Origin of the sequence: Polaromonas naphthalenivorans CJ2 (genome assembly GCF_000015505.1) — a bacterium.
GTDB lineage: Bacteria > Pseudomonadota > Gammaproteobacteria > Burkholderiales > Burkholderiaceae_C > Polaromonas > Polaromonas naphthalenivorans.
Genome location: NC_008781.1, coordinates 4055835 through 4067306 on the forward strand (window position 1 = coordinate 4055835; position 11472 = coordinate 4067306).

10 protein-coding genes are annotated in these 11472 nt (G+C 66.0%); 8 read left to right on the top strand and 2 right to left on the bottom strand.

All coding sequences use genetic code 11. The features are described 5' to 3' along the window. Position 1: 1 nt before the first annotated feature. A complete protein-coding gene (locus PNAP_RS19005; protein WP_041376817.1) occupies positions 2-508 on the top strand; it encodes an NUDIX hydrolase in 507 nt (168 codons plus the stop codon). A 421-nt stretch (positions 509-929) separates the two neighbouring features. After that, positions 930-2960 (top strand): 4-oxalomesaconate tautomerase, encoded by a 2031-nt coding sequence (locus PNAP_RS19010; protein WP_232290722.1) that lies wholly within the window; start codon positions 930-932, stop codon positions 2958-2960. 14 nt (positions 2961-2974) lie between these two features. Here the strand turns inward: PNAP_RS19010 and PNAP_RS19015 are convergent, their stop codons facing one another. Next, positions 2975-3898 carry a LysR family transcriptional regulator gene (locus tag PNAP_RS19015; RefSeq protein WP_011803168.1) on the bottom strand — a complete coding sequence of 308 codons (924 nt, stop codon included), beginning with the start codon at positions 3896-3898 and terminating at the stop codon, positions 2975-2977. 112 nt (positions 3899-4010) lie between these two features. Between PNAP_RS19015 and PNAP_RS19020 the strand changes: the two genes are divergently transcribed. From PNAP_RS19020 to PNAP_RS19045, 6 genes are read left to right on the top strand one after another with little or no spacing between them, the layout of a single operon-like run. Continuing rightward, positions 4011-5036, top strand: a complete 1026-nt coding sequence (locus tag PNAP_RS19020) for a Bug family tripartite tricarboxylate transporter substrate binding protein (protein ID WP_011803169.1) — start codon at positions 4011-4013, stop codon at positions 5034-5036. 26 nt (positions 5037-5062) lie between these two features. Beyond that, positions 5063-5920: an FAS1-like dehydratase domain-containing protein gene (locus tag PNAP_RS19025; RefSeq protein ID WP_011803170.1), complete on the top strand. Its 858-nt coding sequence runs from the start codon at positions 5063-5065 to the stop codon at positions 5918-5920. A gap of 21 nt (positions 5921-5941) precedes the next feature. After that, entirely contained in the window at positions 5942-7123 is a 1182-nt protein-coding gene (locus PNAP_RS19030) for a CaiB/BaiF CoA transferase family protein (protein WP_011803171.1), read from the top strand. Positions 7124-7125: 2 nt separating this feature from the next. Further along, positions 7126-7965: an HpcH/HpaI aldolase/citrate lyase family protein gene (locus tag PNAP_RS19035; RefSeq protein WP_011803172.1), complete on the top strand. Its 840-nt coding sequence runs from the start codon at positions 7126-7128 to the stop codon at positions 7963-7965. Positions 7966-7989: 24 nt separating this feature from the next. Continuing rightward, positions 7990-9339 (top strand): class-II fumarase/aspartase family protein, encoded by a 1350-nt coding sequence (locus tag PNAP_RS19040; RefSeq protein ID WP_011803173.1) that lies wholly within the window; start codon positions 7990-7992, stop codon positions 9337-9339. Positions 9340-9384: 45 nt separating this feature from the next. Then, positions 9385-10467, top strand: a complete 1083-nt coding sequence (locus tag PNAP_RS19045; protein ID WP_011803174.1) for a porin — start codon at positions 9385-9387, stop codon at positions 10465-10467. Between the two features lie 27 nt (positions 10468-10494). On the opposite strand, the gene PNAP_RS19050 is transcribed toward PNAP_RS19045, so the two are convergent. After that, on the bottom strand, positions 10495-11472 hold the full coding sequence (locus tag PNAP_RS19050; protein WP_011803175.1) for a Bug family tripartite tricarboxylate transporter substrate binding protein: 978 nt from the start codon (positions 11470-11472) through the stop codon (positions 10495-10497).

Below are 11472 nucleotides of genomic sequence, written 5' to 3' on the forward strand. Positions count from 1 at the left end.
CATGAATACACGATGGAAACCCAATGTCACGGTGGCGGCCGTCATTGAACGGGATTTCGACGGCGTCCAGAAGTTTTTGCTGGTCGAGGAAGAAACCCGCGACGGCTTGAGGTTCAACAACCCGGCGGGCCATCTGGACCCCGGCGAAAGTCCGCTGCAGGCCTGCGTGCGCGAGACGCTGGAAGAAACCGCCTTTCATTTCACGCCGACCGCGCTGGTGGGCGTTTACCTGTCGCGCTTTGAACGCACCCAGGCTGGACATGACGAGCCGCTGGACATCACCTACCTGCGCTTTACCTTTTGCGGCGAACTGGGTGCGCATGTGGCCGGCCAGCCGCTGGACAAGGGCATCGTGCGCGCCCTGTGGCTGACCGTCGATGAAATCAGGGCCAGCGCGCCCATGCACCGCAGCCCGCTGCTGCTGACCAGCCTGGAAGACTACCTGGCCGGGCAGCGTTTTCCGCTCGACGTGATCACCACGGACCCTTCCATTTTGCTACGAAAATAATAGCTTGTAGCGCTTACGGGACAAGCGCAAACGGCATATTTCATCATATTTTCATGGCCAGGGCTGCTTGAAGGACCGCTCCAGCAAGCCCGGCGACAGGCCTTGAGCGCCAGCGTCAAGCATGGCCGGCGTCCAGCCCAGACCCTGCCAGCGCCTGGCCAACACATGAAGCGCATCGCCCCCGTGCCTGTGCCCTGATTGCTGCAAGCAACGCATCAATACCGTCAAAAGATGCAATTTACAACGGGGGCTCCTTTGCCAAGAATACCCGTCATCAAAGCCTGTGCAAGCGCGACCCACGCGGCCATGCAACAGGCAGCCCCTTCACATGAAGCGACGGCGGGAGCACCAGCAACCCGCGACGCACAGGAAACCCGATGCTGACACTGATCACCGCTTGCTGCCGGCCCGAAGGCACGCCATGCTGAACCGAAAAATACCCTGCGTGCTGATGCGCGCCGGCACCTCGCGCGGCCCGTTTTTTTTGCGCGAATGGCTGCCCGAGGGCGATGAGGCCCGCGACCAGGCCTTGATTGGCGCCATCGGCGCTTCAGACCCGCTGCAGCTCGATGGCCTGGGCGGCGGCAGCACGCTCAACAGCAAGGTGGCCATCGTGTCGCGCTCCAGCCAGCCCGGCTGCGACCTGGACTACCTGTTTGCCCAGGTCGGCGTCGGCCACCAGTCGGTGGACACCCGGCCCAACTGCGGCAACATGCTGTCCGGCGTCGCGCCGTTTGCGATTGAGCAAGGCCTGATTCCGGCGCAGGACGGCCACACCACGGCACGGATTTACAACGTCAACACCGGCGCGCGCATCGACGTGACCGTCTGCACGCCCGGCGGCCGCGTCACCTACGAAGGCGATGCCCGGATTGACGGCGTGGCCGGCACCGCCGCGCCGATTCTGCTGAACTTCCTCGATGCCTGGGGCGCCATCACCGGCCAGCTGTTCCCGACCGGGCAGCGCATTGACGTGATCGACGGGTTGGAACTTACCTGCATCGACGCGGCCATGCCGCTGATGATCCTGCGCGCCAGCGACCTGGGCCTGACGGGCCGCGAGCGGCCGGCAGAACTCGATGCCGACACGGCGCTCCTGGCGCGCATCGAAGCGCTGCGCCTGGTGGCCGGCGCCCGCATGGGCCTGGGCGATGTATCGGGCAGCGTGATTCCGAAGCCGGTGCTGGTCAGTGCCGGCGACGGCCCGCTGAGCATCACCTCGCGCTACTTCACGCCCAGGCGCTGCCATGCGTCGCATGCCGTGACCGGCGCCATCGGCGTGGCGACCGCCTTTGCCCTGCCCGGCACGGTGGCCAGCGGCATGGCCAGGACGGCGGGAAAACACCCGCTGACGGTGCTGCACCCGGCCGGGCAGATTGACATTGAAGTCGAGCTGCAAGGCGAAGGCCAGGACGCCACGATTGAGCGCGCCGCACTGGTGCGCACCGCCCGCAAGATCATGCAGGGCGAGTTGCACCTGCCCGGCTATGTGTTTCCCCGATCCAGCCCCGATCTGGCAGCGAGCCTTGATGCGGCACTGCCCTTCCCCGGCAAGGACATCCAGATCATCGTGCCGACCAGCGCCGGTGGCGGCAACGACACCATGGCGCGCACGCTGACGCGCAAGCTCGGTCCGGTGCTGGGCCAGTCGGTGACGGTGGACAACCGCGCCGGGGCCAACGGCAGCATTGCCAGCGAATACGTGGCCGCCGCCCAGCCTGACGGCCATACCCTGATGTTTGGCTACATCGCCACCCACGGCATCAACCCGGCCTTGCAGGCGCTGCGCTACGACCCTGTGGCCGATTTTGCGCCGATCGGCCTGGTCGGCCACTCGCCGACGCTGCTGGTGGTTCACGCCGACCTTCCGGTGCACAGCGTGGCGGAGTTGGTCAAACTGATCCGGTCCCAGCCGGGGCGCTTCAGTTACGCCTCGGCCGGCGAAGGCACGGCGCCGCACCTGGCGGCCGAACTGTTCAGGCTGCGCACCGGCATCACGCTGCCCGGCCTGGCCCATGCCGGGGCGGCACCGGCCATTGCCGACACCGCGCGCGGCAACGCCCAGCTGATGTTCCCCAGCCTCTTTACCGCCCAGCCCTATTTGCGCAGCGGCAAGCTGCGGGCGCTGGCGGTGGCCGGGCCGGCGCGCCTGGCCAGCCTGCCCGATCTGCCCACGCTGGCCGAGGCGGGCGTGGCCGGCATCGAGCTGACGCAGTGGTACGCCTTGTTCGCGCCGGCCAGGACGCCGGCGCCGGTGGTGGCGCAACTCAACAGCGCGCTCAACACCGTGCTGCAAGACCCTGAAATCATCGCCCGCTTCGATGCCGACGGCGCCCAGGTGCAGACCAGCACGCCCGAGGAGTTGCACCGCCTGCTGCTCGCCGAGCGGCTGAAGTGGCGGCAGGTGGTGCAGCAGACGGGCCTGCGTATGGAGCCGCAGGCGGCCGAGTAGCACGCCCCGAGAATTCAGGCCGGGTCGCCAGCGGCGGGCTTGCGGGTCTTCAATGCCGTGCGCAGATGCTGGTGAAACATCTCGGCCGCCGGCCGGAGCTTGACGCCATGGCGCCTCAAGAGACCCACCCTGCGCACGGTTTGCGGCTGGCGCAGGGGCAGGCCCACCAGCGTGGCGTGCGTGGTGGACAGCGCCATGCGCGGCACGGCCGCCAGGCCCAGGCCCGCCTCCACCATGCCCAGCAGCGTTGCGACGTGGCTCACTTCGAACGCAAAGCTCGGGTTCAGGCCGGCCTTGGTCAGCGAATCGTCCAGCAGCTGGCGGTTGCCGCTGCTTCGCGCCACGGCAATCAGGCTTTCCTTCTCCACATCCGCCCAGTTCACCGTCTTGCGTTTGGCGAGCGGGTGTGTGCGCGGCATGGCCAGCACAAACGGATCATCGTGGATGGACTCGAAGGCAATCTCGGGCGTCAGGGTGTTCATGAAGCCGATGCCAAAGTCAGCATCGCCCGACAGCACGCTTTGCAGCACCTGGTTCATCGACTCATCGACCACCCGCACGCGGATGCCGGGGTAGTTCCGGGAAAAGCTGCTGATCACACTCGGTAAAAAGTACAGGGCGGCCGACGGCACGCAGGCCACCGTCACGCGCCCGCCCCGGTGGGTGGCGATGTCGGCAATGCCCAGCATGGCCGACTCCAGGTCGTCCAGCGCGGTGCGCGCGCGCTCCAGGAACACCCGGCCCAGCGGCGTGAGTTCAACCTCGCGCGTGGTGCGGTTGAACAGGCGCGCGCCCAGGATGGTTTCCAGTTTGTCGATGCGCCGGCTCAGCGCCGGGGCCGACAGGTTGATGTGCTCGGCCGCCGCGCGAAAGCTGCCGCGCTCGGCCACGGCCACAAAACCCTGCAGTTGCTGCAAATCAAAATTAATGCGTGCCATGCAGCAATCGTAGCAAAAGTTGCACTTCACAGCCGATAACAATGGCGGGATGATTGCGTCCAAAGCAAGGGTCAGCCTGTTGATCCCAAGCCAAACCGAAGGAGACTTTCAGATGCCGCATTCACTCACCGCCCCGCACTTTTCATTGAAGCCTTCCACTCACTCCAGGGTCGTCAAGCCCTGGCTGGCCGGGCTTTCCATGGCGCTTCTGAGCGCCGCTTCCGGCCAGGCGCTGGCGCAGGACTGGCCCACCAAAAACATCACCATCGTGGTGCCCACGGCCGCCGGCGGCGCCAATGACGCCATGGCGCGCATCATTGGACAGGGCCTGAGCGCACGCCTCGGGAAAGGGGTCATTGTTGAAAACAAGGCTGGTGCCAACGGCGCGATTGCCAGCGAGTATGTGGCCCGCGCGGCGCCCGACGGCTACACCATCATGTTCGGCTACATCGCCACCCACGGCATCAACCCGGCGCTGCAAAAGCTCAAATACGACCCGGTCACCGATTTCGAGCCCATCGGCATGGTGGCGGCCTCGCCGACCGTGCTGGTCGTGAACAACGCCGTAGCCGCCAAAAACGTCAAGGAACTGGTGCAAGTGATCAAGGCCAAGCCCGGCACCTTCAATTACGCCTCTGCCGGCAACGGCACCGCACCGCACATCGCTGGCGAACTGTTCAAATTATCTGCCGGCGTGGATGTGCTGAGCGTTCCCTACAAAGGCTCGGCCCCGGCCGTGGTGGACACCATTGCCGGCAACACGCAGTTGATGTTCCCCAGCCTGTTCACCGCCTACCCCCATGTCAAGGAAGGCCGGCTCAGGGCGCTGGGCATTGCCGGCGAGAAACGCTCGCTCCTGTTGCCCGATGTTCCCACGCTGGCCGAGCAGGGCGTTGCCAACGTCAACATGTCGCAGTGGTACGCCATGTTCGCGCCCGCCAGGACGCCCAAGGCCGTGGTTGAGCGGATCAACCGCGAAATGAACAGCGTGCTGGCCGACAAGGCCGTGCAGAAAAAAATCCAGGATCAGGGCGCGGAAGTTGAAACCGGCACCCCCGAACAACTCAAGACCCTGGTGCAAAAAGAAGCGGTCCGCTGGAAAAGCGTCATAGCGGCTGCAAAGATCAAGGCTGAATAAACAGCACAACCCCTGAAAGCATTGCCATGAACCTGCAAGACTGGACCGGCCGCAGCGAGACGGTAGAAGACATTGCCACGGCCACGCCGTATGCCGCCTTGAGCGCCACGCTCGACTGGCCGGCCACGCCGGGCCAGGAGCGCCCCGCTCCCGGCACGCCGCTGCCCAGCCTGTGGCACTGGCTGTACTTTTTGCCGATCCACCGGCAGTCCGACATCGGGCCGGACGGCCACGCCCGGCGCGGCGGATTCATGCCGCCGGTGCCGCTGCCGCGCCGCATGTGGGCGGGCAGCGACTTCAGCTTCCACGAGCCGCTGCGCATCGGCGACACGCTGAGCCGGACCTCGACGATTGCCGAGGTGAAGGAAAAATCGGGCCGCACCGGCAGCCTGATTTTTGTGAAAGTGCGGCACGAAATCCGCCGCAACGGCAGCCCGGACGTGGCGCTGACCGAGCACCACAACATCGTTTACCGCGCCGCGCCCCAGCCCGGCGACGTGAGCCCGCCGCCGCAGGCCGCGCCCGAGGCATCGGCCTGGGAGCGGCGCATCATTCCCGACGACGTGCTGCTGTTTCGCTACTCGGCGCTGACCTTCAACGGTCACCGCATCCACTACGACCGCAAGTACGTCACCGAAGTCGAAGGCTATCCGGGCCTGATCGTTCACGGCCCGCTGATTGCCACGCTGCTGATGGACCTGCTGCGCCGCCAGCAGCCTGATGCAAAAGTGCTTCGCTTCGAGTTCAAGGCGGTGCGGCCGACCTTTGACATCCACCCTTTTTCCGTCCACGGCCAGCCTTCGCCCGACGGCAAGACCGTGCATCTGTGGGGCCGCGACCATGAAGGCTGGCTGACGATGGACGCCACCGCAACGCTCGCCTGATTCCTGACCAGGACCACTTTTATGCAACCCCTGAAAAACATCACCATCGTCACGCTGGAGCATGCGATTGCCGCGCCCTTCGCCACGCGCCAGCTGGCCGACCTGGGCGCCCGCGTCATCAAGATAGAGCGCCCCGGCGTGGGCGACTTTGCACGCGGCTATGACGAGCGCGTGCGCGGCCTGGCCTCGCATTTCGTCTGGACCAACCGCTCCAAGGAAAGCCTCACGCTCGACGTGAAGCATGAAGAAGCGCAGAAAATCCTGATGCGGCTGATTCTGGAAGAAGCCGACGTGGTGGTGCAAAACCTCGCGCCCGGCGCGGCGGCGCGGCTGGGTTTGTCGTATGAGGCGCTGTCAGCGCTCAAGCCCGGCATCATCGTCTGCGACATTTCCGGCTACGGCAGCGACGGCCCCTACCGCGACAAAAAGGCCTATGACCTCTTGATCCAGAGCGAAGCGGGCTTTGTCTCGGTCACTGGAACGCCCGAGACACCGTCCAAGGCCGGGCCGTCGATTGCCGACATTGCCGCCGGCATGTACGCCTACACCAACATCCTGGCCGCGCTGATGCACCGCCAGCAAACCGGCGAGGGCCAGCGCATCGACGTGTCGATGCTCGAATCGCTGACCGAATGGATGAGCTACCCGCTGTACTACGCCTTCGAGGGCGCAGCGCCGCCGCCGCGCACCGGCGCCAGCCACGCCACGATCTACCCCTATGGCCCCTTCCCCGCCGGCGATGGAAAAACCGTGATGCTGGGCCTGCAGAACGAGCGCGAATGGAAAATCTTTTGCGAAAAACTGCTGCTGCAGCCCGAGCTGGCCACCGACGAACGCTTTTCAGGCAATGCAAAACGCAGCGCGGCGCGAGCCGAGTTGTCGGCATTGATTGTTGAAGCGTTCTCAGGCTTTACCGCCGAACAGGTATCAAGCAGGCTGGAGCAGGCCGGCATCGCCAACGCCCAGGTCAACAGCATGGCCGAGGTGTGGGCGCATCCGCAGTTCAAGGCGCGCGACCGCTGGCGCGAGGTGGACACGGCTGCGGGCCGGGTTCCCGCGCTGCTGCCGCCCGGCTCGTGGCAGCATGGCGCGCCGCGCATGGACGCCGTGCCCGCGCTGGGCCAGCACACCGAGGCGATTCTGGGCCGCCAAGGCTACAGCGCAGAGCGCATTGGCGAACTGCGCGCTGAAGGGGTGATCTGAGCATGTCCGACGACCTACCGCAGACCTACCTGTTCGTGCCCGGCAACCGCCCCGAGCGCTTTGCCAAGGCGCTGGCCTCGGGCGCCGACCGCATCATCCTGGACCTGGAAGACGCCGTGGCGCCTGGCGACAAGGCTGCAGCACGCGCCGCGATTGCCGAATGGATGGCCAGCGCCGGCCAAGCACAAGGCAAGGTGCTGATCCGCATCAACGACGCCGCCACGCCCTGGCACGCCGACGACCTGGCGCTGGCGGGCAGCGTGCAGGCGCTGTGCGTCATGCTGCCCAAATGCGAGGCCGCCGCCCAGATTTCGGAAGTGCTGGCCCAACTGGCCGCCAACGCGACCGTGCTGCCGCTGATCGAGACCGCACGCGGCATGCTGGCCCTGCCGGGCATCGCTAGCGCGCCCGGCGTGGCCCGGCTGGCCTTCGGCGCGCTCGACTACATGGCCGACCTGGACATTCCGGCGGACAGCCTGGCGCTCGATGTTGCGGCGTCGCAGATCGCCGTCGCCTCGCGCGCAGCCGGCCTGGCGTCGCCGCTGGCAGGCGTCACGCCCGCGCTGGATGCCGCCCAAGTGACCGACGACATGCGGCATGCGCGCAGCCTGGGCTTCGGCGCCAAGATGTGCATTCACCCCGCGCAGGTCGCCGCCGTGCGCGCCGCGCTGGCGCCCAGCGCCGAAGAGCTGGCGTGGGCGCATCGCGTGCTGCAGGCCTGCCAAGCCTCGGGCGCCGGCGCTTTCCAGCTCGACGGAAAAATGGTGGACCGGCCGGTGGTCCTGAAAGCCCAGCGCATCGCGGCACAAGCCGCCCGCACTGGCTCACCCCTCCTCCCCTAAACATAAACCCCACAGGAGAACTCCATGTCAGCAACCATCATCGACTCCAGAATCTTCGGCGACATGTTCAGCGACGCCGCCATGCGCCAGGTCTGGTCGGACGAAAACCGCACCGCCAAGTACCTCGACATCGAGCGCGCGCTGGCCAAGGTGCAGGGCGAGCTGGGCCTGATTCCGAAGGAAGCCGCCGACGAGATCGTCAGGAACTGCAACATCGAGCAGATCGACTGGGCCAGGCTCAAGGCCAAGACCGAGCAGATCGGCTACCCCATCATTGCCGTGGTCAACCAGATCAATGCCGCCTGCCGTGACAAGCTGGGCGAATACTGCCACTGGGGCGCAACCACGCAGGACATCACCGACACCGCCGCCGTGCTGCAGATCAGGGAAAGCCTGGCGCTGGTGGAAGCCGACCTGAAGGACATCTCCGACTCGCTGGCCAAGCTGGCGCTTGAGCATCGCGACACGCCGGTCATCGGCCGCAGCAACCTGCAGCAGGCCACGCCCATCACCTTCGGCTACAAGATGGCCAGCATCCTGGCCGGCATCGAGCGCCACCGCGAGCGGCTGGAACAACTCAAACCGCGCGTGCTGGTGGGCGAATTCGGCGGCGCGTCGGGCACGCTGTCGTCGCTGGAAACCGGCGCGATGGAAACCCAGGCCGGGCTGATGAATGAACTCGGCCTGGGCCAGCCGCTGATCTCGTGGCACACCGTGCGCGACAACTTTGCCGAGGTCGGCGCATTTCTGGGCATCGTCGGCGGCTCGCTGGGCAAGATCGCCATGGACGTGAAGCTGATGATGCAGACCGAGGTTGCCGAGGTGTTCGAGCCCTATGCGCCGGGGCGCGGCTCGTCATCGACCATGCCGCAAAAGCGCAACCCGATTTCATGCCTTTATATCCACGCCAACATCTCGGTGGTGCGCCAGCTGGCCGCCTCGCTGATGGACGCGATGGTCGCCGACCACGAACGCTCCACCGGCCCGTGGGAAATCGAATGGGTCGCCATGCCGGAAATCTTCTGCCTGATATCGGGCGCGCTCAAGCAGACCAAGTTCATCCTGAGCGGGCTGGAAGTCGATGCCGCGCAGATGCGCCGCAACATCGACATGACGCACGGGCTGGTGATGTCCGAGGCCGTGATGATGGGGCTGGGGCCTTTCATCGGCCGCGAATACGCGCACGACCTGGTGTATGACATCTGCCGCGCCGCGCTTGAGCAAAAACGCCCGCTGATCGACCTGCTGGCCGAGCACCCGGAAATCAACCGGCACGTCACGCGCGAACAACTCGCCTCCTTTTGCGACCCGATGAACAACCTGGGCCAGGCCGGCGTGATGGTGGACCGGGTATTGGCGGCGCGCAAAGCCTGAACTCAAGAATTTTTAACCCTCTCAGAAAAAGAAAGAGACAAACCCATGAAGACTCACTCCACCGGCTGCCGCGCCCCGCTGCTTGGCCTGTCATTGCTGGCATTGGCCTGCGCAGGCCACGCCCAAAGCAGCGTCACCCTCTACGGCGTGGCCGATGCCGGCGTGCGCCACGGCAGCGGGCTGACCGCTGCCTACGGCGGATCGGCAGACTCCAGCAACGCCGTGAACAGCGGCATCAACACCACCAGCCGGTTCGGCTTTCGCGGTTCGGAAGACCTGGGCGGCGGCCTGAAGGCTATTTTCAACCTCGAATCGGGTGTCAACCTCGACACCGGCGCTTCGGCCAGCGCCACCAAGCTGTTCGACCGCGCGGCCAACGTGGGCCTGCAAGCCAGTTGGGGAAGCGTCACGCTGGGCCGCCAGACCACGGTGCTCGCCGACGTGGTGAGCGCCACCGATCCGCTGGGCAGCCGGTTCGCCAGCTTCAACCCCAACGTGGGCATTGCCGCGCTGAGTGCGCACCGGCTTGGTGCCGAGTTCGGCCCCGCAGGCTCCACCACTGGCGCTTACCGGCTGGACAACTCGGTCAAGTACGTGGGCCGCTTCAGCGATTTCAGCGTGCGGGCCATGCATGCATTTGGCGAGCAGGCCGGCAACTCGTCGAACCTCTCGTCTTCGGGCGTGGGCGCGGGCTACCAGTCGGGCGGCTACACCGCCGCGCTGTCGTATGCGCAGTTCAGGAATGCGGCCGGCTTGAGTCTCAAGGGTTATCTGGGCGGCGCCAGCGCCATGATTGGCAGCAACAAGCTTGCGCTGACCTATGGCAGCCATGAGGCCGAAACCTCCGCCACCGCCAAGACGCGCAACCGCACGCTGGGCCTGGGCGGCACCGTGCCGCTGGGCGCGAGCGTGGACCTGATCCTGGCGCATTACCAGGTCAAGCGCACACGCACGGCGGCCGTGGACGACGGCTTCAACCGCAGCGTGGCTTTCCTGGAGTACAAGTTTTCGAAACGCACTCGCGCCTATGCCGAACTGGACCACACCCGCTGGAAAAACGGCTACCAGGGCGCGGCCTTCAAGAGCAGCGCTTCCGGTGTTTCGGCAGGCGTCGTGCACAGCTTTTAAGCGCCACGGCCAGCCCGGCGCAAGGCGTCATTCAGCCGAGATTTTCCGCTCGCGAACCACCTTGCCCCAGGTCGCGGACTCGCTGGCCATGTAGCGGGCCAGCTCATCGCGCGTGCCGGGCTGCGGGCTCAAGCCGTGCTTGAGCAGCTGCTCGCGCACATCGGGCGCATTCAGCACCTTCACCAGTTCCAGGTTCCAGCGGTCCAGCAGGGGCTTGGGCGTCTTGCTGGAGGCGACGAAGGCATACCAGTTGGTGGCATTGAAGCCCGGGTAGCCGGATTCGGCAATCGTCGGCACATTGGGCATGAAGGCCGGACGGCTCAGGCCAGTGGTGGCCAGCGGGATCAGCTTGCCCGAGTCGATGTGCGGGCCGGCGGTGGCGGGGGTGGAATAGTAGGACGCGATCCGCCCGCCCAGCAGATCCTGCAATGCAGGCGCCCCGCCCTTGTAGGGAATGTGAACCGTCTCGATGCCGGCCCGCGCGTTGAACAGTTCCCCGGCCAGGTGCGAGGCCGACCCGGCGCCGCTGGACGCGAAATCCAGGCCGCCGGGTTTCTTTTTGGCCAGCGCCACAAACTCGGCCAAGGTCTTGACACCGACGCCCGCATGCACCACCAGCACATTGGGAAAGTTCACGCCCATGGTGATGGGCGCCAGGTCGCGCACCGGGTCGTAGCCGAGCTTCATCATGTGCGGCGAAATCGCCAGCGGCCCGACCGAGCCGAACAGCAGCGTCGCGCCATCGCCCGGTGCGTTGGCGACGAACTGGTGGGCAATGTTGCCGCCCGCGCCCGGCTTGTTGTCCACGATCACCGTCTGGCCGATGTTCTCGCCCAGTTTTTTGGCGATCAGGCGTGCGGCGGCGTCGGCAGCGCCGCCGGCCGCAAAGCCGACGACCAGGTTCACCGGCTTTTTGGGCGGAAAGTCCTGCGCCTGCGCAGGCAGGGTGAATGCAGGCCACAGGGCCAGCGCGGCGAAGGCTTGAAGCAGTGGGCGTTTTCTCAT

Excerpts from the sequence above, each read along its gene's own strand:
- PNAP_RS19035 (WP_011803172.1), top strand. The coding sequence starts at position 7,126 with ATGTCCGACGACCTACCGCAGACCTACCTGTTCGTGCCCGGCAACCGC.
- PNAP_RS19025 (WP_011803170.1), top strand. The coding sequence starts at position 5,063 with ATGAACCTGCAAGACTGGACCGGCCGCAGCGAGACGGTAGAAGACATT.
- PNAP_RS19015 (WP_011803168.1), bottom strand. The coding sequence starts at position 3,898 with ATGGCACGCATTAATTTTGATTTGCAGCAACTGCAGGGTTTTGTGGCC.
- PNAP_RS19020 (WP_011803169.1), top strand. The coding sequence starts at position 4,011 with ATGCCGCATTCACTCACCGCCCCGCACTTTTCATTGAAGCCTTCCACT.
- PNAP_RS19045 (WP_011803174.1), top strand. The coding sequence starts at position 9,385 with ATGAAGACTCACTCCACCGGCTGCCGCGCCCCGCTGCTTGGCCTGTCA.
- PNAP_RS19010 (WP_232290722.1), top strand. The coding sequence starts at position 930 with ATGCTGAACCGAAAAATACCCTGCGTGCTGATGCGCGCCGGCACCTCG.
- PNAP_RS19050 (WP_011803175.1), bottom strand. The coding sequence starts at position 11,472 with ATGAGAAAACGCCCACTGCTTCAAGCCTTCGCCGCGCTGGCCCTGTGG.
- PNAP_RS19040 (WP_011803173.1), top strand. The coding sequence starts at position 7,990 with ATGTCAGCAACCATCATCGACTCCAGAATCTTCGGCGACATGTTCAGC.
- PNAP_RS19030 (WP_011803171.1), top strand. The coding sequence starts at position 5,942 with ATGCAACCCCTGAAAAACATCACCATCGTCACGCTGGAGCATGCGATT.
- PNAP_RS19005 (WP_041376817.1), top strand. The coding sequence starts at position 2 with ATGAATACACGATGGAAACCCAATGTCACGGTGGCGGCCGTCATTGAA.